Genomic DNA, 23,020 nt, shown 5'->3' on the forward strand with positions numbered 1-23,020 from the left:
AGGAGGAAATATCGATTTCTTATAACGGTTATAACTTTTTGTTAGAGGTGTGTACGATGGATTTGGAGGCAGTACGATCGTTTATTGAAGTGAAGCATACGCGAAGTTTATCAAAGGCAAGTAAGATTTTACATATATCACAACCAGCGCTTAGTAAACAAATTCAAAAGTTAGAAGCGGATTTAGAGGTTACTTTACTTAAACGTTCTGCGCAAGGAGTAGAGTTAACGGAGGCAGGAGAGTTATTTATAAAAAGAATGTTACCGATTTTGGAGCAAATAAATGAAGTGAAAACAGAAATGAGGGGGTATCAAGAGAACCGGAAGTTTTCAATTGGTATACTACCGAGTTTAGCGGAGCATTACATATCAGAATGTAAAGATATATTAGGTGATGAGTTCGAAGTGGAATGGCAAATCGGGCATACGGAAGTATTAAGAGATTTATTTAAAGCGCGGGAGATTGACGCGATGTTCATCGATTCAGTAGTAGGAGGTGCTACGTATATAAAAGAAGTGCAACAAGAGAAAATTGTTTGTGCCGTTTCAAATAATCATCCGTACAAAGAGAAGATAGTCATTCAAATAGAAGAGCTGCACAATGAAAAATTAATTGTATATCCAGAAATATGTGATGTAAGGAAAATGATTATGAACATGTTTCATGAAATAGGTGTAAAACCAACTATAGCTGTGGAAACATCTTACGCAGAACCGATGCTTGCGATGGTAAAAGCTGGCCTTGGTATCACGTTACTTCCAGAAAGGGCAGTAGAGCAGTCTGTAAGGCAAGGAAATGTACATGTAATTTCTGTTGAACCACCACTCATGCGGAAAATTTATTTCGTATCCCATACGAAAGATTGTTTGTTATTACAATCATTTGAGGATAGGGAGTGAGGTAGGCGGAATATTGAGAAAGATTACAATCACATTGAAAGAAACATGAAATTTTAAAAAAAACTAGGTCAAAAACAAACCATTACATGGTATGATTAGTACATTGTTAGTTGTTAAATATAGGGGAATTCCCTTTTTATACATAATGCCTTCCATTTCATAAACGGAACGGACAAAAAAAGAGATATAACTAGGAGGCTTTTTTGCATGGATTCTATCCTGACGATCGTTATCATTGTAGTAAGCTCTATTCTAGTGCTGCTCATGATAGAGCTTGTGATAAGAAATCGTTCATATAAAGATATTGAAGCACTGGAGCAGTGGAAACAAGAGATAAAAGATAAACCTGTGGCAGATGAACTAAAACGGGTAAAAGATTTAAACATGACGGGTCAAACAGAAGAACTGTTTGGTAAATGGCGTGAAGAATGGGATGAAATTGTATCAACAACCCTTCCGAAAGCTGACAAAGATTTAGCGCAAGCGCGAAAATTCGCCTCGCAATTCTCCTTCCGAAAAGCAAAGCATGCGATGAACGAATCCATAAGTGGTTTAGATGACGCTGATAATCGTATTACTGACATTTTAAATGAATTACAGCAATTGTTAGAAAGCCATGAGAAAAATAGCTCGGAAATTGAAGGGTTACGTGATACATATCGTAGTATGAAAAAGAGTGTTCTTGCTCATAGACATATGTATGGAGCAGCAGAGCAGAAAATCGAAGAGATGCTAGACGCTGAATCTGAGAAATTTAAAACCTTTGAAGAAGCAACAAACAATGGCGACTATTTAAAAGCGAGAGAAATTGTTATTAGTTTGGAAGAAGGTTTAGCAGATTTAGAAATCATTATTCACCAAATTCCAGATTTATTGGTAGAGTGTCAAGCGACGTTACCAGTTCAGCTGGAAGATTTATTACACGGACATAATGATATGGTAAGACAAGGTTATGTATTAGATTATTTGGAAGTCCCTAAAGAAGTTCGCGATATGACGAAACAACTACAAACATGTTTAATGGATATACAGGAGCTTCATATAACAGAAGCGGCTGAAAAAGTAGAAAATTTAAAAACACGTTTAGATGGCTTCTACGATCAATTGGAACAAGAAGTACATGCGAGACATTATGTGGAGCAAAAAACACTTTCTGTTTACGATGACTTAGAAGAAATGCGTATCGAAACGATTGAAACGAAAACAGAAACACAACTTGTGAAACAAAGCTATCAGTTACAAGATAAAGACATTGAGTCTCAAAAAGTAATTGAAAAGCAAATGCACATTTTAACGAAACGTTTTGAAATGCTACAATTACGCGTTGCAGAACAAGATATTGCCTTCTCTATTATTCGTGAGGAACTAGAAGAGGTTTATGAGCAATGTGAAACGTTAAAAGTACTTCATGCAGAATATAAAGAAATGCTGCAAGCGATGCGCAAAGAAGAATTTGAAGCACGTGAGAAGTTACAAGAAATGCGAAATACTATTTTCGAAACGAAACGCTTTATGCAAAAGTCGAATTTGCCAGGTCTTCCAGAGAGTATTATGGAAGATTTAAAAAGAGGGCAAATGGCAATGCAAGCTGTATATGAACAATTAGAAGTGAAGCCGTTAAATATGAACGCTGTAAATAGCAGTTTAGAAGAAGCATACACAACTGTGAACGGTGTGGCTGAAATGACAGAAGAGTTAATTGGACAAGCATATTTAGTGGAAAAATTAATTCAGTACGGTAACCGTTACCGTAGTCATGATGAAAACCTAGCAGAAAGTTTAAATTATGCTGAGAAATTATTCCGTGAATACCAATACGATGCAGCTTTAGAACAAGCGGCTTCAGTATTAGAGCAACTTGAACCTGGCGTTGTTCAAAAAATAGCTGAATATGTAGACAATGAACAAACCCTTTCATAAAAGGGTTTGTTTTTTTGTGTAATTTTGCAGACGATGTTGCTATAATGAATAGCGGAATACAGCAAGGTTATTCGTTTCAAAATAAAGTGAAACTGTAATCAGTTGGAGGATTCATCCCCATTGATTACTAGCCTTCACCAATCGGGCATTTACGGACAGCCCGACTCCTACCTAACTTCTTTGCTCTAACTGGATTTTGAGGTGAGAGTCTTATTGCCCGTTCATGCGGGATAAAGTGAAACTGTAATAGGAGGGCATCCTCGACAATTATTAGCCTTCACCAATCGAGATAAAATGGAACCTTTGCGTAGTCTTAGCGTAATGACACGTATTTATGATATGATTATACGATGTGATAGCGCTGAAAGGGGAAGAACGATGATCTATTTTGATAATAGTGCGACGACGAAGCCATATCCAGAAGCTCTTCAATCGTACGTGACGGTTGCTGGGAAATATTTTGGTAATCCTTCTTCTATTCATTCGCTTGGAGGAGAGGCAGAGCGTCTATTAACACAATCAAGAACGATTGCAGCGCAGCTTCTTCGTGTTAAACCTTCTGAAATTATTTTTACATCAGGTGGAACGGAAGGGAATAACCTTGCGATTAAAGGGATAGCGATGAGGAATCGTTCGCGTGGCAAACATATCATTACAACAAATATTGAACACGCGTCTGTGTTTGAGGCATATAAGCAATTAGAAGAACTCGGGTTTGATGTAACATATTTACCGGTTAACGAGCATGGTGTTGTGTCGGTAGAAGATGTGAAACGAGCACTTCGTGAAGATACGATTCTTGTGTCAATTATTCATGTGAACAACGAAACTGGAGCAATTCAGCCCGTTGCTGAAATTGGAACGTTATTATCGAATCATCCGAAAATAAGATTCCATGTAGATCATGTACAAGGGATAGGGAAAGTACCGCTTGATTTATATGCGTCTCATATTGATCTTTGCTCAATATCTGGACATAAATTCCACAGTGTAAAAGGAACGGGTCTTCTTTATGTACGCGATGGCGTAAGATTAGATCCGATTTTATCAGGTGGTCAACAAGAGCTTAAGTATCGCTCTGGTACAGAGAATTTACCTGGCATTGTAGCGATGGTGAAAGCACTTCGCATGACAATGGAACAAGTGAAAGAAAAGGTAGCTCATTTGCAAAGTTTACAAGCAGAGCTTGTTCGTTTCTTTAAAGAGATGGAAGATGTAACGATTAACACGTCGCTTGCATATGCAGCACCGCACATTTTAAATGTATCATTTGTTGGTTTAAAACCAGAAGTAGTCGTTCATGCTTTAGAAGAACACGGTGTATATGTGTCAACGAAATCTGCTTGTTCTTCAAAAGCAAATGAAGTGAGCAGAGTGTTAGTGTCAATGGGAGTGCCGCATGCAGCAGCTGCAAGCGCTATTCGTATTAGTTTGGCACCAGAAAACACAATGGAAGAAGTAAAACAATTTGAAGGTATTGTAAAAGAGACGATGCCAAAATTATATGAAGTGATGAGGTAAAGAAATTATGTTGAAATATGAATATATTTTAGTGCGTTACGGAGAAATGACGACAAAAGGTAAGAACCGTTCTAAGTTTGTAAGCACATTAAAAGATAACGTGAAGTTCAAACTGAAAAAATTCCCAAATATTAAAATCGATGCAACACACGATCGTATGTACATCCAGTTAAATGGTGAAGATCATGAAGCAGTCTCTGAAAGATTGAAGGATGTATTTGGTATTCATAAGTTTAACTTAGCGATGAAAGTACCATCAGAATTAGAAGACATTAAAGAAGGTGCATTAGCAGCTTTCTTACAAGTAAAAGGTGATGTGAAAACATTTAAAATTACTGTACACCGTTCTTATAAGCATTTCCCAATGAGAACGATGGAATTATTACCTGAGATTGGCGGACACATTCTAGAAAACACAGAAGATATTACAGTAGATGTTCATAATCCAGATGTAAATGTACGCGTAGAGATCCGCAGTGGCTATAGCTATATCATGTGCGATGAGCGTATGGGAGCTGGTGGTTTACCAGTTGGCGTTGGCGGAAAAGTAATGGTACTTCTTTCTGGTGGTATTGATAGCCCAGTAGCAGCTTACTTAACGATGAAACGCGGCGTATCTGTGGAAGCAGTTCACTTCCATAGTCCACCTTTCACAAGTGAGCGTGCAAAACAAAAAGTAATCGATTTAGCGCAAGAGTTAACGAAGTATTGTAAACGAGTAACGCTTCACCTTGTTCCGTTTACAGAAGTGCAAAAAACGATTAATAAAGAAATCCCATCTAGCTATTCAATGACGGTTATGCGCCGTATGATGATGCGTATTACAGAACGTATTGCTGAGGAGCGTAACGCACTTGCAATTACGACTGGTGAAAGTCTTGGACAAGTAGCAAGCCAAACGTTAGATAGTATGCATACGATTAACGAAGTAACAAACTATCCAGTTATTCGTCCGCTTATTATGATGGATAAATTAGAGATTATTAAAATCGCTGAAGAAATCGGCACGTATGATATTTCAATTCGTCCATATGAAGATTGCTGTACTGTATTCACACCAGCAAGCCCAGCGACGAAGCCGAAACGTGAAAAAGCAAATCGTTTTGAAGCGAAATACGATTTCACACCATTAATCGATGAAGCTGTAGCGAACAAAGAAACAATGGTATTACAAACGGTAGAAGTAGTGGCGGAAGAAGAAAAATTTGAAGAACTTTTCTAAAACCATAAATTACCATATCTAAAACGTGTATGAAGTCATGTTATTTATCACACTCTATACTCACAAGGAGGTGATATAACATGTCACGTAGCACAAATAAATTAGCGGTTCCTGGTGCTGAATCAGCATTAGACCAAATGAAATACGAAATCGCTCAAGAGTTTGGTGTTCAACTTGGAGCTGATGCAACAGCTCGCGCTAACGGTTCTGTTGGTGGTGAAATCACTAAACGTCTAGTTTCACTAGCTGAGCAACAATTAGGCGGTTTCCAAAAATAATCCCATATGATGGCTTAGAAAGAGCGGGTTCTCCCGCTCTTTCTTTTTTTGTGTTGTGTCGCTATTTGTCGGTAAGTCGATGTAATTTCGTTTACTAATTCGACAGAACTGAAAAATTTGTCAAAAGAAGAGGGTTCAAAATTAACAGAAAATTCTTTATTATATAAAGGAGGCATAAAGAAAAGGGAGGATATTTTATGAAGCGAGAAGAATTGTTGGCGCCACCGTCTTATAATTTAGTTTCTGAAATAGAGAAATATACAGGTGATAAAGGGAAGTTAGCTTTAATTTGGCAAGATGATAAAGGGAATCGAAGGGAAGTTACATACGCTGAATTAATGCAAGGTGCGAATAAAATTGGAAACGCTTTTATAAAAAGTGGTTTGCAAAAAGGGGACAAGCTTCTCATTATGATGCCGCGTTTAATTGAAGCGTACATGACGTATATTGCTGCTATTAAAGCAGGATTTGTCGTAATTCCAAGCTCGGAAATGTTACGTAAAAAAGATATAGAATATCGAATTGGACATGGAGAAGTAAAAGCGATAGTAAGCTATGAGCCGTATATTAGGCAGTTTGATGATATAGAAGCGATGGAATCTCTTCGAAAATTTGTCCTGAGCGAGCAGTCAGTAGATGGATGGGTTAATTTAAAAACAGCGTTAGAAACAGAGAGTGACATGTTAGAAATGGCGAAGACAGATAAAGAAGATATGGTCTTTTTATCTTACACGTCAGGAACGACAGGAAATCCAAAAGGTGTCGTTCATACACATGCGTGGGCATACGCTCATTTACGTACGAGCGCTCCAAATTGGCTCGGAATTGAAGAGAATGATATTGTATGGGCAACAGCTAGTCCAGGCTGGCAAAAGTGGATTTGGAGCCCGTTTTTAGCAACTTTAGGATCAGGGGCAACAGGGTTTGTATATCACGGTAAGTTTGAACCGAAAACGTACCTGAATTTATTAGACGATAATAAGGTGAATGTGCTTTGTTGTACACCGACTGAGTATAGATTAATGGCAAAGGTAGAAGATTTAAGTCAGTACAATTTAGAGGCATTACATAGCGCTGTATCCGCAGGAGAACCGTTAAATAGAGAAGTTATTGAAACATTCCAAAAGCACTTTCATATTACAGTAAGAGACGGCTATGGGCAAACGGAAAATACATTACTTGTTGGTGTAATGAAAGGGATGGATATTAGACCAGGATCAATGGGGAAACCAACGCCAGGTAACCACGTCGATATCGTAAATGAGGAAGGTACTCCAGTTAAAGTAGGCGAAGTTGGTGATATTGCAGTTCACATTGAAACGCCAGCCCTCTTTAAACAATATTACAAAGACGATGAACGTACAGCGATGCAATTTCGCGGTGATTATTATATTACAGGGGATAAAGCGAAGAAAGATGGAGACGGCTACTTCTGGTTTGAAGGGCGCGGTGATGATATCATTATTAGTTCTGGTTATACAATCGGGCCGTTTGAAGTAGAGGATGCTCTTGTAAAACATCCGTACGTAAGAGAATGTGCAGTTGTCGCAAGTCCTGATGAAATTCGTGGAAGTGTCGTGAAGGCATTTATCGTATTAAGAGAGAATATAGAAAAGAACGAAGAAACATTAATTCCAACACTCCAACAACACGTCAAAGAACTCACTGCACCATATAAATACCCTCGCAAAATTGAATTTGTAGATGAACTACCAAAAACGATTTCTGGAAAAATTCGCCGTATTGAACTTAGAAAACAAGAGATGGAGATTCCGTCAAAATAATTTTGAAAACAGTGAAGTAAATAGTTGAATGAAATGCAAAACAATGATAATATAAAAACGAACACAAGTTCGATTTTATAAACTTAAAAAAGAGGTGTCCGTATGATTTTAGGTATTAATCCGTACTTAGTTTTAGATGGTAGTGGGCAAGAAGCTGTACAGTTTTATAAAGAGGCTTTAGATGCAAAAGTAGAAGTTATGCAAACTTTTGGTGACATGCCTGAAAATCCAGAATACCCGATTCCAGCTGAAGCGAAAGAGCGCGTTTTACACGCTACTTTAAAAGTTGGTAATACGGATCTTATGATTTCTGATACATTCCCAGGTCAAGGGCATGCAATCGGATCTCAAGTAACAATCGCAATTCAAATTAGTAATGCAGAAAAAGCAAAAGAAGTATTCGATAAGTTACAAGAAGGTGGAGAAGTTATCATGCCACTTCAAGAAACATTCTGGAGCCCAGCATACGGACAAGTAAAAGATAAATTTAATATTGAATGGCAAGTTACAACGTCTACTACTGAACAAAAGTAATTTTTAGAAAAGCACCATGTTTTGAAATGGTGCTTTTTTTTATACAATAAAAAATAAAGGAGATGGGATATATGGGAGAAATTTGGTATGGCGGCACCATTTACACAATGAGAGAAGAAAATGAAAAAGTGGGCGCTGTTTACGTTGAAAACGGTACGATCGTTGATGTTGGAAGTAAAGAAGAGTTAGAAAACCAATATGCCGCGGTTACATTGCACGATTTAAAAGGCAAAACAATGATTCCAGGTCTCGTTGATAGCCACATGCATCTTATTGGGCATGGGGAGAGATTGCTTCGTTTAGATTTATCAAATTGCACATCTTATGGTGAAGTGCTTACTCTTGTTCAGAAGCGAGTGGAAGAAGCTCCAAAGGGCTCTTGGATTATTGGAGAAGGATGGAATGAAAATAACTTTACAGATACGAAAGATGTTCATGCGCGTGATTTAGATGAAATTTCGAAAGAACATCCCATTTTATTAAAGCGAGTTTGTCGTCACGTTACATGGGTGAATGCATACATACTGCAAGAAGCGAATATAACAGAAAAGGCAGAAGATCCAAAAGGCGGAAAAATTGGCCGTGATTCATCAAATATGTTAACAGGGCTTTTATATGAACAAGGACAAGAGTTAATTAAACATGTGCAGCCTGAAATTGATGAAGCTTATTTACAAAGCGCTTTGCAAACAGCGATTAAAGATTGCTGGCAATACGGACTAGTTGGAGGGCATACGGAAGATTTAAATTATTACGGTGGTTTTAGAAAAACGCACAATGCGTTTTCTCATGTCATACAAGAAATGCCATTTAAAGCCCATTTGCTCGTTCACCATGAAGTAGCAAATGAACGAAAAGAATATGAAAATGAACATTATATTGAATTTGGAGCAATGAAAATTTTCTCTGACGGTTCTTTTGGCGGAAGAACAGCATTATTAAGTGAACCGTATGAAGATGCGAAGGAAACAAATGGAGTTGCGATTTTCTCACGTGAAGAACTTGCGGAATTAGTAAAGAAAGCACGAGATTTACATATGCCAGTTGCGATTCATACTATCGGTGACTTATCGCTTGAATATGTCATTGATGCACTCGAATTATATCCACCAGCAGAAGGGTTACGTGACCGCATTATTCATTGTCAGCTTGCTCGTGAAGAGTTGATAGAAAGAATGAAAAACTTGCAAGCCATTATCGATATACAGCCAGTCTTTCTTTCATCAGATTTTCCGTCAGTCATTGAAAAACTAGGCGAGCACCGTCTTCGTTATGCGTACGCTTGGAAGACGTTACTGGAAGCAGGATTACACTGCAACGGTGGCTCAGATGCTCCCATTGAACAAGTGAATCCGTTTTTAGGCATATATAGCGCTGTTACACGTAGAAGTTTTATTGACGGTATATGCTATATGCCTGAGGAAAGATTAACGGTATATGAGGCTGTTTCTTTATTTACAACAGGAAGTGCCTATGCAATTGGAAAAGAAGCGAAGCGAGGGCAAATTACAAAAGGATATGAAGCAGACTTTACAATATTAGACCGCAATATTTTTGAAATTGAGGCAGAAGAAATAAAAGAAGTACAAGCAGAAATGACCGTAATAGATGGCCAAGTTGTCTATAGAAAAGATGCGTAAAAATATATGAGCGGTTTTCGGAATATATCGAATTACCGACAAAAACTGACAAGAATAACGGCCGGATAGTAAGAGAGTATTGTTCGCGTCAATCGGGGTAAATAAATAACCGCAGAATTATGGAATTCCATAATTCTGCGGTTATTTTAATCCTATAAAAACGTTCTCTGTACTTTTTCCCAGAAAGAATTGTTTTTTAATTTAACTGTTTTAATTTGTTTATCGCTTAAGCGTACAACAGCTTTTTCCACTTGTTTAATGCTAAGCGCTTCGTTATCCATGCCGATAACAGGATAATCGTTGCCGTCTGGTCTTAGTTTTAAAGTTAATGTACGTTCGTGATTTAAAATGAAAGGTGAACCGAGCGTACGGTAAGTGTTGTTGTTTAAAGATGCTAGTTCGCTTACTTGGAAACATGGGATAAGCGGGTCAACAACTGCACCATGCAATGATTTATTGTAAGCAGTACTTCCTGTTGGGGTAGAAACTACTAAACCGTCACCTCTAAATGTTTCGAAATATAAATCATCAACGTGAACATCTACAACGAATGTTTTAATAATGCTAGAACGTAATGAGAACTCATTTAAACAATGGAAAGATGTACTGCCATCTACATCTACCTGAATTGTTGGATATTTTCGCACTTCAATTTCATTTTTTGTAATTTCTTGAAGGGCTGTATCAACGTGATCAATATGGAAATCGCAGTAGAACGAAATTTCATCTTTCGTAGAAATCCCTGCGTATAAGCAATCTTCTCTAAAACCAGTTTTACGAACGGCTTGTAAGAAGGTTGCATCATCTCCAACACTGACGATAGCGTTTGCATTTTTTGGATGATCTAATATGGTAAATCCATTCTCTTCTAAAATACGATAGATTGGTTTCATTTTTTCAACGAGCGTTGCTTTGTCATCACCATAAAAGAAAAATAAATTGCGACGATCTGCCATTATGTATCCCTCCACTGCAGTTAAATTTTCTGTTTTTCGTGCTACATATCATTAGAGTCCGTTCCCTGATGATATGTTCAAATAATATATTTCGATATAAATTGTCAAAATACCTTTTTATTTTTAGAAAAATTTTTATATTCAATCTTATAAAACTCTGTTTAACGATGAATAAACTTGTCGATAATGGGTACGGAGTGAAAGGATGATACGTATGAAGTGGCTCGTAATTGGAATAATAATTCTTCTTCTATTTATTTTGTTTATACTATTGTCGAAAATAAAGCTTAAGGTGACATTTTTATATTCAGAAATGGAAAAGCAATGTTTGCTTCAAGTGAAAATATGGATGATTCGATATACATTTGATGTGTTGGAAAGAATTGAAAAACAGCAGAAAAAGACAGGACAGAAAATCGAAAAAGCTGAAGAGGACGGCGGACTCGATAATAAAATTATGGCGCAACTTGACAGCATTGGTGAACTGATAAAAAAGCTTCAAGAAGTTCATACTATTGTTAAAGATTTTCTCAAACGAGTGAAAATCAATGGTTGGAAATGGCATACACAAATTGGAGCAGGCGATGCAGCTAGTACTGGAATTGTCACTGGATATGCATGGGGGACAAAAGGTATGGCTGCTGGAGTTGTCGGACAATATATGCATATTGTCGACGTACCAGAATTTGAAATTACCCCAGTTTTTCAAGGGAAAGGATTTGCATCAAGATGCGAGTTAACAGCATCTTTTCGTATATTCCGCGCTATAAAAACTGGCGTCAAATTACTCGTATTTATGAGAAGACAAAGATCTGGTATGACAGAAAAATCTGTTCAAGCATAGGGGGGATATAGAATGGACCATCCAATTCAAGGTTTAATGACAACAGCAATGCAGCATTTAAAACAAATGACTGATGTAAATACAATTGTTGGTGACCCAATTAAAGCGGCAGATGGAAGCGTAATTCTTACAGTTTCGAAAGTAAGTTTCGGATTTGCTGCTGGTGGAAGTGAATTTGGTAAAGTAGAACATTCAGGCCGTCATCCATTTGGCGGGGGAAGTGGTGGAGGAGTTTCTATTAATCCTGTTGCCTTTCTTGTTATAAATGGAGATGGTGTGAAAGTATTGCACTTAGATAAACAAACACACGTCATCGATAAAATAATTGAATTAGCGCCACAAGCTGTTGATAAAGTGAAAGAAATGATGGATAAACGAAAAGAAGATGATCCTGAATTTCAAATTTAACGAATAAAGAAGCTAATCAATAGGTTAGCTTCTTTAATTTTTTTGTAAATAAAGCGATTTTATTTGCATTATCGATAGGGACAAACTATCATTTACATTGTACATATTTTGTTTAAATAAGGGAGGATTTTCAAGTGGCAAACGTAACTTTTAAAGGTAATCCAATGACTTTAGTTGGAACAGAAGTTAAAGTTGGCGATCAAGCGCCAAACTTCCAAGTATTAGCAAACGACTTATCTCCAGTAAGTTTAGAAACATACAAAGGTGAAGTGAAATTAATTAGTGTTGTACCTTCAATCGACACAGGTGTGTGTGATGCACAAACTCGTCGTTTTAACCAAGATGCAGCAGGTATTGAAAACGCGAAAGTATTAACAATTAGCGCTGATTTACCATTCGCTCAAAAACGCTGGTGTGCAGCAAACGGTTTAGAAAATGTTGTAACACTTTCTGACCACCGCGACCTTTCATTCGGTGAAGCTTACGGCTTAGTAATGAAAGAGCTTCGTTTACTTGCTCGTGCAGTATTCGTAGTAGATAGCAATGACAAAGTAGTTTACGCAGAATACGTAAGCGAAGGTACAAGCCATCCAAACTATGAAGCAGCATTAGAAGCAGCTAAATCTGCGAAGTAATGTGAAGAGAATGACCTCTTATAAAGAGGTCGTTTTTTCTCATATATTGCTCTGTAACAGCATCGATATATGAGAAAAAACGTTATATCATATATAACTAAAGGGGAGCTCTTTACAGGAGGTCGCTTTTTCTTTTTGGAAAAAATCACTTTGTGGTATGATATAAGTTATGTGTAAAAGAGAGAAGGAGGAATGTACGTGAGTCAGACAGTAGAAACATTATTTTCTATTTTTGATTCTTCTGCGGTAGTTTTACGTAAAGAATTAGATGTAACATATTTAGAGGCGCTTGTAGAAACAGGTGATAACTTGTTTGAGGGAGCGATTTTACAAGAGGAATTATCCGAATCAGCAATTGAAAGGCTGAATCGTGAATATAGTACGTTTAATGAAGAAACATATAAAGGTGAAGAAATTCGTAAAGCATTTCAGTTAGCCATCTTAAAAGGAATGAAAGAAGGCGTACAAGCGAATCACGAAATGACACCTGATGCAGTTGGGATGTTCATGAGTTACTTATTCCATAAATTTATGCAAGGTCAAAATGAAATTACAGTTTTAGATCCTGCAATTGGAACAGGTAACTTAATGACTACAGTGTTTAATAGCGCCAAAGAAGGACTAACAATGAGTGGATTTGGTGTAGAAGTGGATGAAGTGCTAATTAAACTTGCTTTAGTAAATGCAAATTTACAAAAGCATGCAATCGAATTCTTCCATCAAGATGGACTAGCACCACTTTATATCGATCCAGTTGATGCAGTCGTTTCAGACTTACCGGTTGGTTATTATCCAAACGAAATCGGTGCAAGTGAATATAAATTAAAAGCAGATGAAGGAATGTCGTATGCCCATCACTTATTTATTGAACAAAGTGTGAAACATACGAAAGAGGGCGGTTACTTATTCTTCTTAGTACCAAACTTCATTTTTGAAAGTGACCAGGCACCAAAATTACATGCATTTATTAAAGAAACATGCTTTATTCAAGGGTTATTACAGCTTCCTGTTTCCATGTTTAAAAACGAGAAAAATGCAAAAAGTATATTTGTTCTCCAAAAGAAAGGCGCTAATGTAACAATGCCAAAACAGGCGTTATTAGTGGAGTTGCCTAAATTCTCTAACATGAAGGCGATGGAAGACATTATGGATCAATTAAATACTTGGTTTGCAACACATAAATAAAGCTAGGTATATGTAACAGCATTAGTGATTCGTGTAGTACAGTTTTATATAATATGTCATATTTTTAAATATATACAAGATTTAACTGAATTTTTTTGAAATCTGTAATATATATTTTTTCTTGGTGTTACAATTTTTTCACTTGAAATATATGTCGTACGATGTTTAAATTAAAATCGTGAGTATAAAATTTGCTAATGATGAAACGTTTTCATATTTGGTGAATTTGATCAGATAAAATCGAGCGGTTTGTGGAAACATCCACACAACTACCAAGAGAAAAAGGGGCGAAAGACTAGATGTCAAAAATCATCGCGATTAACGCAGGAAGCTCTTCCTTAAAATTCCAATTATTTGAAATGCCAAGTGAAACAGTATTAACAAAAGGTTTAGTAGAACGTATCGGTTTAGAAGATAGTATCTTCACTATTACTGTAGATGGCGAAAAACAAAAAGAAATTACAAACATTCCAGATCACGCAGTAGCAGTTAATATGCTTCTTAAAAAATTAACTGAAAACGGAATCGTTAAATCTCTAGATGAGATTGGCGGTATCGGTCACCGTGTTGTTCACGGCGGCGAAAAATTTGCTGACTCTGTTTTAATTACTGATGAAGTATTAGCTGATATCGAAGAATTAAGCGATTTAGCACCACTTCATAACCCAGCAAACGTTGTTGGTATTAAAGCATTCCAAGAAGTATTACCAAACGTACCAGCAGTAGCAGTATTCGATACAGCATTCCACCAAACAATGCCGGAATCTGCATTCCTATACAGCTTACCATATGAGTACTATGAAAAATTCGGCATCCGTAAATACGGTTTCCACGGAACTTCTCATAAATATGTAACTGAGCGTGCGGCTGAATTATTAGGTCGTCCAATTGAAAGCTTAAGCTTACTTTCTTGTCACTTAGGTAACGGTGCAAGTATCGCAGCAGTAGAAGGCGGTAAATCTATCGATACTTCTATGGGCTTCACTCCACTTGCTGGTGTAACAATGGGTACACGTTCTGGTAACCTTGACCCTGCGTTAATTCCATACATCATGGAAAAAACAGGCCAAACAGTAGAAGAAGTAGTTAACGTATTAAACAAGAAGAGTGGTATGTTAGGTCTTACTGGTTACTCTAGTGACCTACGTGACATCATTGCGAAAGAAGAAGAAGGCGACCACCGTGCGAAAGTAGCACTTGATGTATTCGTAAGCCGTATCCACAAATACATCGGTTCTTACACTGCTCGTATGAAAGGTGTAGACGCAATCATCTTCACAGCTGGTGTAGGTGAAAACAGTGCGATTATTCGTGAGCGTGTATTAGAAGGCCTTGAGTACATGGGCGTATACTTCGATGCAAAACGTAATAACGTATTCGGTGAAGAAGCATTCATCAGCTTCCCACACTCTCCAGTAAAAATTATCGTAATTCCAACTGACGAAGAAGTTATGATTGCTCGTGACGTACTACGTCTTGGAGATATTGGTTAATATATGAAAAGAAAGACGAGATCCTATAGGATTTCGTCTTTTTTCTTTTGGATGTATTTTAAAACTCCATCTGGATATAATATTTTTTCTTTCTGAATGAATGCCGTAATAGGAATCCATTTCGCATACGCTACTGTTTCTTCATCTTGTATATTTAATATTTTCATTTCATATAGTGACGTGTCTAATAAACGCAAAGAATATAGTTGAATGATTTCATGACCAATGTCTCCATCGAGATGAAAGACATTTTCTAAACACCCTAAATAATTGGTGATTTCTATCTCCGTATGAAGCTCTTCTTTAAACTCCCGAATAACAGTATGTGCTGATTTTTCACCAAGTTCAATTGAACCGCCAAGAGGACGATAATATATTTCGCCTTCTGTATAATATTCTTGTACGAGAAGGCGATCTTGATGTACAGCAAGACCGAAAGCTTTTGCACGTGGATACATATAGAATCACTCCTTATTTGTTTTGTATAAGGACGATTATAATGTATGGTGTGATAAAAGTATCGTGTATTTAAGTGTGCGGTCTAATTGTAATTCCATCAAATAAGTCTTTCCAAAATGCTTCATTGTATTGGTATACATCCATAATAGGACATTTCATAACGCAAATACGTTGTAATCCCCAATCTTCTTGGGTGATAGTTGGTATATCGGCAGGAATTAGTAACAGGACAGAGAATGTATGTGTAACGATTTGAGATAAACTTTGTTCTAGGGAACATGCTTCTTCATATGTTCCTCCAGTTCGAATAAATAATATGGATTCTGCCGTTTCAATTGTAGCTAGAAAACGATTAATACGATGTTCATAGTTTAACTTAATTTCTGTATAAGAAGGCCAAGAAGTTGGTGTATTTACATCTGTTTTAAAGTCATGACAGGAGTCAATTTCATAAAGGTTGTCCCTTAATCTTAATTTTGCATCATCATCCCAAAATGAGATGAAGGATAAATTTTCGAAATTTAAAAAGCGGTCAAATCGATTTTGTAATAATACATTCACTTTTTCTAATGAGGGACTTAGCATAAAATCAATAACGCCAAAAAATGGTGATAATTCTAATTGATATAATGCCCAAGCGGGCCAGCAGTTTTGTCCTAAGCTGAATACCGCATTATATTCTTTTTTTATATCGGATAGATTCATGTGATTTATCTCATCCTTTTTGTTAATATTTTATGCCATTCAAAAATGGTATGTGAATAAAGATAGACAAGCATATTTGCAAAGAATAAGCAGAAATATGTTACAATAGAAAAAAATCGAACGAGGTGGTTGTTACGATGCGATCGAAGCGAGAACAAGCCATTTTAGACAATATAAAAGAATGGGAAGCGCAATTAGTTGAGCAAGAAGCGACCGATTTTCAAAAAGTGTTTGATAAATGGTTACATGCTACAGTTGCGAAATTACCTGAGAAAAAGCGAAAAGAATTCTTCACGAAAGCAGATGGATGGCTCTTTCATTTGCATGCATTTATTCAAAGTTCACAAGCACAGTTAGATGCACGTAATCGGATTTTAGGAACATCAAGGTTATTTGATGAATCGATTGAACAGCTTGAAGATTTGAAAGCATTATCTATTGATCAATTAACATACATAGCAGAGCAGCAAACAGCACGTCATCGTCTATATTCATTTGTACAAGGTGGGGCAACAGGTGCTGGAGGTTTATTATTATTAACGGCGGATTTTCCGGTTATGATCGCGTTAAATGTGAAGGCAGTCCAACTTATTGCAACATCATTTGGACATGATGTGAACAAGCCGTATGAAATGATGCTTGCGTTAAAGGTGTTTCATGCGTCATTACTACCAGGAAGACTTCAGCAATATGCATGGTACAATTTATTGCAAGAGCTGGAGCAAGAAGATTCGTTCTTTTACGAAGGAGACGAAGCAGTGCTACAAACAGCTTCTACTGAGGTTGTGTTAAAACAAATTTTGAAGACATTTTCGATTTATGCTCTTCGTCGTAAATTATTCCAAGGTATACCGGTAATTGGAATGGCAATTGGATCTACAGTGAATTATCGTTTAACAAGAAACGTTACTGAATTTGCAAATAGATTTTATCAAGTGCGCCATATAGTCGAGAAAGAAAAAAGAGCATAAAAAAAGCGAGAGGCCGAAGCCTTTCGCTTTTTTAATTTGTTGCATGTTTTTTGGACATTGGAACAGATACTGGCTGCTTTTCTGCTGTTTTTGGATAATAAATTAAATCCAATGTTTTTGCCTGTACGGCAATCGAAAGAATAGTAAAAGCAATTTCTGTCCAATTTAAATAATATAATGAAAGCGCAAGAACAATCGCGTCAAAGACGAAGAAAATTTGCCCAATTGTAAAACGAGTTCGTTTACTTAATACAATTGTTAAAATATCGTCTCCACCGGTTGCACCGCCAAATCGTAATATAAAACCGAGTCCAATACCAGCTAACGCACCGCCAACTACTGCAGCTATAAATAAGTTATTTGATAAATCTACCGTAAATGGAGAATAATTTTCCATAAAGGAATAAAATACTCCGAATGAAATTGAACCTAGGAATGAATAACCAACCATTTTTCTACCTAAAAATGAAGCGCACAGTAAAATAATTGGGATATCCATTAATACAGTTGAAATAGATGGTGAAATATCATAAAAGTTTTGAATGAATAGTGCAATTCCTACAAATCCACCTTCTGTTAAGTGGTTTTGGAAGTGAATGTGATATAGCGCTGCTGCTAAAATAAATGAACCGATTAAAACCATAAAAATTTCTTTAATAATTTGCCGACTTTGGATGTTCCTCATCGTTATTCCTTCTTTCCGTAGTTAGTAGTCCTTTTTGTGTTGTAAACTAACTACGAGCTCACATGTAGCTTTCAGTTAGTTTACGAAAAAACTAACTACGCTATATGTCGCTGAAGAAATAACGAATAATCCTCTCGTCCATCAATTCTCCCTACCTTCGTTTTAGTTTAAGTCTTAAAACGACTAAACAAAACGTGGAGTAGGATTCGTCATTTAGCAATCCTGCTCTTCTTTGTTTTGTTTAGTTAGTAACAATTAAGTCCTAAACAAAACGCTATGTGTAAGAAGAGTCTTTTTTTTGCCAAATTATCCTTCGGGCAATCATAATTTCCCCACTCTCGTATTTTTTTCGCTAGACTAAAGTATCTGAGCTGAAAAATACGCTACGTGTATGATTCGTCAATACGATGCCACATGCTCCTTCGAGCGATCATGATATCAAAATCCCTTCCTTCAAGATTTATACTATTATATCATACTTTTAAAAAATGTATGCGGATGGAAACCGACAATAAACGGAGGGAATCTACAAAAAATGTTATGTTTAAATATTTTTGTAGAAAAGCCTAAGTTATTTCGGAGGATTGGACAGTTTATAACGGTTTGTCCAATAAGTAAGAAAAAAGGGTTTTATTCCGTTGTGTTCTTTTCATCACTTTTATCTTTAAAAAACGCATCCCAACTAATTACACTTAAAAAAGTTAAAGTGATAATAACGAAAGCACGCATAATTTTTAAACCTCCTTTTGTACATAGTATATGAATCATTCGATTCAGAATGTGTCATTTTTTTACAAGTCTTAACTATTATGAGAGTATATTAATATAGATAGATGAAGGGGAGAGTGAAGGTATGCTAAAAGACATGTTCAAAAGAAAAGAATTAATATGCATTTCATGTCAGAAAAAAATTCAATATGAAGAAGAGCTTGTTGCTTTTGTAAAGTTGCCGAAAGAAAGAAGTATATTAGTTGGTCCATTCGATGTATGTTTGGCGAAAACAGCACAAGAAATATATTGTAAATCATGTTATGACAAAAAAAGCATGACCCAAAGTTATTGAGGGGCATGCTTTTTTCATTGGTGTGCTTTCCCCTCAGATACATTTTGAGTGAGTCGATACCAAAGCCAAAGGTCATTAATGATGGAAGCAAGATCGGCAATTTCTGAATTTAGTTTACAAGAAACTTCGAAGTCTTCTTCGTTATTTAAATAATGTTGTTTTGTATTAATATAGTGCTCAAGTTCTTTTATACGATCAGGAATTTTCCCGCGAACTTGTTCCCATTTTAGTAAAATAGCATGTTGCATTTTTTCGGGGATTTCTTCCCAGTCTTCTTGTAAATGTGGAATTTCAATTCCTAGATGTTCATCGTATAAGAAATACTTTTCCATAAGTTCACCCCCGTTTTCCTGCTTATATTGTACATAAAAACAGAAAGAAGTTCGACGAAATTGTTTGAAAAAATTTGAAAATGACTCTTGATACATTTTGTGAAAGGTGGTAAAGTGTGAATTATTATAAAAGAAAATGAATATTTATTCTTTAGGGGGGATGCAAAATGGAGAAGAAAAAAGTTGTATTAGCATATTCCGGAGGTCTTGATACTTCCGTTGCAATTAAATGGTTACAAGAGAAGAATTATGATGTTATCGCGCTTTGTTTAGACTTAGGGGAAGGTAAAGACTTAGCATTTGTAAAAGAAAAGGCACTTTCAGTAGGTGCAATTAAATCATATATGATTGATGTTCAAGAAGAATTCGCGAATGAATATGCATTGATGGCGATGCAAGCACACACATTATACGAAGGGAAATACCCTCTTGTCTCTGCATTATCTCGTCCGCTTATTGCGAAGAAATTAGTAGAAATCGCAGAACAAGAAGGCGCAACTGCAGTTGCACACGGATGTACAGGGAAAGGAAATGACCAAGTTCGTTTTGAAGTTTCTATCCAAGCATTAAATCCTTACTTAGAAGTGATTGCGCCTGTACGTGAATGGAAATGGTCACGTGAAGAAGAAATTGCATATGCAAAAGAAAACGATGTACCAATTCCGATTAATTTAGATAGCCCGTTTTCAATCGATCAAAACTTATGGGGACGCAGCAACGAATGTGGAATTTTAGAAGATCCATGGGCAGCGCCGCCAGAAGATGCATATGAGATGACATTGGCATTAGAAGATACACCGAATAAACCAGAGTTTGTAGAAATCGGATTTGACGCAGGCGTACCGACTACTTTAAATGGCACTGCATATTCACTTGCAGAATTAATTAAAACGTTAAATGCGCTTGCTGGAAAACACGGCGTTGGACGTATTGATCACGTAGAAAATCGTCTTGTCGGTATTAAATCTCGTGAAGTATACGAATGCCCAGCAGCAATGACGTTAATCACTGCGCATAAAGAGTTGGAAGATTTAACACACGTAAAAGAAGTAGCGCATTTTAAACCAGTGATTGAACAGAAAATAACAGAACTTATTTATAACGGTTTATGGTTCTCACCTTTAAAACAAGCGCTTCATGCATTTTTACAAGAAACGCAAAAGAATGTAACAGGTACAGTGCGTGTGAAATTATTTAAAGGTCATGCGATTGTAGAAGGACGTAAATCTGAATACTCTTTATACGATGAAAAATTAGCAACATATACTGCTCAAGATGAATTTAATCATGATGCAGCAGTTGGATTCATTTCATTATTCGGTTTACCGACGAAAGTATACAGCCAAGTGAATCAAAAGAAGGTGGAAGCGTGAGCAAACTTTGGGGCGGACGTTTTACAGAAGAAGCGGAAGCATGGGTTGAAGAGTTCGGAGCATCCATCTCCTTCGATCAACAATTAGTAAATCAAGATATAAAAGGAAGTATTGCGCACGTCACGATGCTAGCAAAGCAGGGCATCGTGACGCAAGAAGAAGCAGAGAAAATAAAGATAGGTCTTCAATATTTATTGAAAGAAGCAAAAGAGAATAAGCTACAATTTTCAGTAGAAGCAGAAGATATTCATTTAAACATCGAAAAAATGTTAATTGAACAAATTGGCGAAGTAGGAGGAAAACTTCACACTGGCCGAAGTCGTAATGATCAAGTAGCGACAGATATGCATTTGTATTTAAAAGAAAAGGTAGAACATATTATAAAAGCTATAAAACAATTGCAAACTGTTCTTGTTCAACAAGCAGAAAATAATATTGAAACCATTATGCCGGGCTATACGCATTTGCAACGTGCTCAGCCGATTTCATTTGCTCATCATATTCTCGCTTACTTTTGGATGTTAGAGCGTGATGTAAATCGTTATGAAGATTCGTTAAAGCGTATTAATATCTCCCCATTAGGAGCAGGAGCGTTAGCTGGAACGACATTCCCGATCGACCGAGAGTATAGTGCGGAGCTTCTTGGGTTTAATGGAATCTATGAAAATAGTTTAGATGCAGTAAGTGATCGTGATTTTATCCTGGAGTTTTTAAGTAACTCATCTATGCTTATGATGCACTTATCGCGCTTTTGTGAAGAACTTATTTTATGGAGTAGCCAAGAGTTTCAATTTATTGAAATGAGCGATCAATACGCAACGGGAAGCAGCATTATGCCGCAAAAGAAAAATCCGGATATGGCGGAACTAATCCGTGGTAAAACAGGCAGAGTATACGGTAATTTATTTAGTTTACTTACAGTAATGAAAGGATTACCACTCGCTTACAATAAAGATTTGCAAGAAGATAAAGAAGGAATGTTCGATACAGTAAAAACAGTAGAAGGATGCCTTCATATTATGGCAGGCATGCTAGAGACGATGACTGTAAACAAAGAAAAAATGGGGCAAGCTGTGACGCAAGATTTCTCCAACGCAACAGAAATTGCTGACTATTTAGCGAACAAAGGACTACCATTCCGTCAAGCTCATGAAATTGTTGGAAAGTTAGTGCTATATTGCACACAAAAAGGAATTTATTTATTAGATGTCTCTCTTGAAACATATAAAGAAATGAGCTCCTTATTTGAAGAAGATTTGTATGAAGTGCTGTCACCATATGCAGCTGTAAAGCGTCGTAACAGTGCTGGCGGGACTGGGTTTGAACAAATCAAAAACGCTTTGGAGAAGGCGAAGGGGTTAACGAAAGAAGTTATTAAGAGTTGAGTTGGGAAGTACGCCAGTCTATTAAAGTCTGGCGTACTTTATTTTTTACTAGCATTTAAGTTAAAATGTAGTAAAAAATAACAATTTAGGGGAAGTCTATGAAAAAAATAGTGTTGATCATTGTACTGTTAATTAGCTTAATTGCAAATGCTAAAGTGTTTCTTTTGGACAAATATATATATGTTGGTGAAAAAGAAAAGCGAGAAGAAGCGGTTATCGCAACGATGTGGCATTTGCAAGATAAAGGATATAAAGAAAGTGATATTTTATATATAAAACCGGCCTTTTATAGCAAAATGGATTCGTATGGTATGAATGTACAGTTTAAAGATGAACCAAATGAATCATATACATATAGAGTTTTAAAAGATGCGAAAACAAATAAACTAACTGTACACCAAGATAGTAATGAGCCAGGTGGTATGGGCGGGAAGCATCAAGAGCTTAAATAAAGAAAGAAAACGACTGATGGCATTCGCCTGCAGTCGTTTTTCTTTTAATCATACTTATGTCGATCTTCTGTAATTCGAATATACTCTATATCCATCAAATCACGAAGTAATGCACCATTACTTAGTTCAACGCCGTGCTTCTCTTTAAAATGAGTGCGAATCGTATCTAGCATTTCAATTTCTTTGCCGTTCACATCTAAAATAATGCGTTCAGAATCATCCATATAGCATCCTCCTTTTTTACACATATATATTTTGTCCGTCTATTTCTAAAAA

Annotated in this window: 24 protein-coding genes; 18 read left to right on the plus strand and 6 right to left on the minus strand. The window is 36.5% G+C overall.

Annotation, left to right across the window (positions count from 1 at the left end; all coding sequences use genetic code 11):
- Positions 1-56 precede the first annotated feature (56 nt).
- The 8 genes from M1D66_RS04230 (at position 57) to M1D66_RS04265 (ending at position 9,798) form a co-directional block, all read left to right on the plus strand.
- Positions 57-899 carry a LysR family transcriptional regulator gene (locus M1D66_RS04230; RefSeq protein ID WP_242555012.1) on the plus strand — a complete coding sequence of 281 codons (843 nt, stop codon included), beginning with the start codon at positions 57-59 and terminating at the stop codon, positions 897-899.
- A gap of 207 nt (positions 900-1,106) precedes the next feature.
- A complete protein-coding gene (gene ezrA / locus M1D66_RS04235; RefSeq protein ID WP_000377303.1) occupies positions 1,107-2,819 on the plus strand; it encodes a septation ring formation regulator EzrA in 1,713 nt (570 codons plus the stop codon).
- A gap of 378 nt (positions 2,820-3,197) precedes the next feature.
- Positions 3,198-4,340 carry a cysteine desulfurase family protein gene (locus M1D66_RS04240; RefSeq protein ID WP_000638992.1) on the plus strand — a complete coding sequence of 381 codons (1,143 nt, stop codon included), beginning with the start codon at positions 3,198-3,200 and terminating at the stop codon, positions 4,338-4,340.
- A gap of 7 nt (positions 4,341-4,347) precedes the next feature.
- Positions 4,348-5,562, plus strand: coding sequence for a tRNA uracil 4-sulfurtransferase ThiI (gene thiI, locus M1D66_RS04245; protein WP_242555013.1), 1,215 nt, complete (start codon positions 4,348-4,350; stop codon positions 5,560-5,562).
- Positions 5,563-5,642: 80 nt separating this feature from the next.
- Positions 5,643-5,840, plus strand: a complete 198-nt coding sequence (locus M1D66_RS04250; protein ID WP_000091639.1) for an alpha/beta-type small acid-soluble spore protein — start codon at positions 5,643-5,645, stop codon at positions 5,838-5,840.
- 197 nt (positions 5,841-6,037) lie between these two features.
- A complete protein-coding gene (gene mbcS / locus M1D66_RS04255; protein WP_098582937.1) occupies positions 6,038-7,624 on the plus strand; it encodes an acyl-CoA synthetase MbcS in 1,587 nt (528 codons plus the stop codon).
- A 102-nt stretch (positions 7,625-7,726) separates the two neighbouring features.
- Positions 7,727-8,158, plus strand: a complete 432-nt coding sequence (locus M1D66_RS04260; RefSeq protein WP_000600350.1) for a VOC family protein — start codon at positions 7,727-7,729, stop codon at positions 8,156-8,158.
- A 71-nt stretch (positions 8,159-8,229) separates the two neighbouring features.
- Complete coding sequence (locus tag M1D66_RS04265) at positions 8,230-9,798, plus strand: amidohydrolase (protein ID WP_086386079.1); 1,569 nt, start codon at positions 8,230-8,232, stop codon at positions 9,796-9,798.
- 152 nt (positions 9,799-9,950) lie between these two features.
- On the opposite strand, the gene M1D66_RS04270 is transcribed toward M1D66_RS04265, so the two are convergent.
- Positions 9,951-10,754 (minus strand): NAD kinase, encoded by an 804-nt coding sequence (locus tag M1D66_RS04270; RefSeq protein ID WP_000785177.1) that lies wholly within the window; start codon positions 10,752-10,754, stop codon positions 9,951-9,953.
- Positions 10,755-10,959: 205 nt separating this feature from the next.
- On the opposite strand from M1D66_RS04270, the gene M1D66_RS04275 reads away from it, so the two are divergent.
- The 5 genes from M1D66_RS04275 to ackA all read left to right on the plus strand — a co-directional run bounded on the left by M1D66_RS04275 (position 10,960) and on the right by ackA (position 15,319).
- Positions 10,960-11,598, plus strand: a complete 639-nt coding sequence (locus tag M1D66_RS04275; RefSeq protein WP_002164419.1) for a DUF2953 domain-containing protein — start codon at positions 10,960-10,962, stop codon at positions 11,596-11,598.
- Between the two features lie 12 nt (positions 11,599-11,610).
- Positions 11,611-12,006: a GerW family sporulation protein gene (gene ytfJ, locus M1D66_RS04280; RefSeq protein WP_000350003.1), complete on the plus strand. Its 396-nt coding sequence runs from the start codon at positions 11,611-11,613 to the stop codon at positions 12,004-12,006.
- Positions 12,007-12,140: 134 nt separating this feature from the next.
- Complete coding sequence (gene tpx / locus M1D66_RS04285) at positions 12,141-12,641, plus strand: thiol peroxidase (protein ID WP_000024525.1); 501 nt, start codon at positions 12,141-12,143, stop codon at positions 12,639-12,641.
- A gap of 198 nt (positions 12,642-12,839) precedes the next feature.
- A complete protein-coding gene (locus M1D66_RS04290) occupies positions 12,840-13,826 on the plus strand; it encodes a class I SAM-dependent methyltransferase (RefSeq protein WP_000084367.1) in 987 nt (328 codons plus the stop codon).
- Between the two features lie 299 nt (positions 13,827-14,125).
- Entirely contained in the window at positions 14,126-15,319 is a 1,194-nt protein-coding gene (gene ackA / locus M1D66_RS04295) for an acetate kinase (protein ID WP_000034575.1), read from the plus strand.
- Positions 15,320-15,342: 23 nt separating this feature from the next.
- Here ackA and M1D66_RS04300 read toward each other — a convergent pair whose 3' ends face one another.
- Both M1D66_RS04300 and M1D66_RS04305 read right to left on the minus strand, forming a co-directional pair.
- On the minus strand, positions 15,343-15,777 hold the full coding sequence (locus tag M1D66_RS04300) for an NUDIX hydrolase (RefSeq protein ID WP_000283500.1): 435 nt from the start codon (positions 15,775-15,777) through the stop codon (positions 15,343-15,345).
- 70 nt (positions 15,778-15,847) lie between these two features.
- Positions 15,848-16,483 carry a DUF1796 family putative cysteine peptidase gene (locus M1D66_RS04305; RefSeq protein ID WP_001053734.1) on the minus strand — a complete coding sequence of 212 codons (636 nt, stop codon included), beginning with the start codon at positions 16,481-16,483 and terminating at the stop codon, positions 15,848-15,850.
- Positions 16,484-16,620: 137 nt separating this feature from the next.
- On the opposite strand from M1D66_RS04305, the gene M1D66_RS04310 reads away from it, so the two are divergent.
- Complete coding sequence (locus tag M1D66_RS04310; protein WP_001256850.1) at positions 16,621-17,454, plus strand: EcsC family protein; 834 nt, start codon at positions 16,621-16,623, stop codon at positions 17,452-17,454.
- Between the two features lie 31 nt (positions 17,455-17,485).
- Here M1D66_RS04310 and M1D66_RS04315 read toward each other — a convergent pair whose 3' ends face one another.
- Positions 17,486-18,139: a YitT family protein gene (locus tag M1D66_RS04315; protein ID WP_063220474.1), complete on the minus strand. Its 654-nt coding sequence runs from the start codon at positions 18,137-18,139 to the stop codon at positions 17,486-17,488.
- A gap of 853 nt (positions 18,140-18,992) precedes the next feature.
- Between M1D66_RS04315 and M1D66_RS04320 the strand changes: the two genes are divergently transcribed.
- Positions 18,993-19,202 carry a hypothetical protein gene (locus M1D66_RS04320; RefSeq protein WP_000910274.1) on the plus strand — a complete coding sequence of 70 codons (210 nt, stop codon included), beginning with the start codon at positions 18,993-18,995 and terminating at the stop codon, positions 19,200-19,202.
- 14 nt (positions 19,203-19,216) lie between these two features.
- Here M1D66_RS04320 and M1D66_RS04325 read toward each other — a convergent pair whose 3' ends face one another.
- Positions 19,217-19,534, minus strand: coding sequence for a hypothetical protein (locus tag M1D66_RS04325; protein WP_000417218.1), 318 nt, complete (start codon positions 19,532-19,534; stop codon positions 19,217-19,219).
- Between the two features lie 167 nt (positions 19,535-19,701).
- On the opposite strand from M1D66_RS04325, the gene M1D66_RS04330 reads away from it, so the two are divergent.
- The 3 genes from M1D66_RS04330 to M1D66_RS04340 all read left to right on the plus strand — a co-directional run bounded on the left by M1D66_RS04330 (position 19,702) and on the right by M1D66_RS04340 (position 22,744).
- On the plus strand, positions 19,702-20,907 hold the full coding sequence (locus M1D66_RS04330) for an argininosuccinate synthase (protein ID WP_242555014.1): 1,206 nt from the start codon (positions 19,702-19,704) through the stop codon (positions 20,905-20,907).
- The gene (gene argH / locus M1D66_RS04335; protein ID WP_242555015.1) at positions 20,904-22,292 is read left to right on the plus strand and encodes an argininosuccinate lyase; all 1,389 of its coding nucleotides are present in this window, start codon (positions 20,904-20,906) and stop codon (positions 22,290-22,292) included. Before M1D66_RS04330 ends, argH begins: the two co-directional genes overlap by 4 nt.
- 98 nt (positions 22,293-22,390) lie before the next feature.
- Positions 22,391-22,744 carry a DUF3139 domain-containing protein gene (locus tag M1D66_RS04340; protein ID WP_242555016.1) on the plus strand — a complete coding sequence of 118 codons (354 nt, stop codon included), beginning with the start codon at positions 22,391-22,393 and terminating at the stop codon, positions 22,742-22,744.
- Positions 22,745-22,788: 44 nt separating this feature from the next.
- Here M1D66_RS04340 and M1D66_RS04345 read toward each other — a convergent pair whose 3' ends face one another.
- Entirely contained in the window at positions 22,789-22,968 is a 180-nt protein-coding gene (locus M1D66_RS04345) for a hypothetical protein (RefSeq protein WP_000342760.1), read from the minus strand.
- Positions 22,969-23,020 lie beyond the last annotated feature (52 nt).

The sequence above is a fragment of the Bacillus sp. PK6-16 genome, assembly GCF_056530295.1.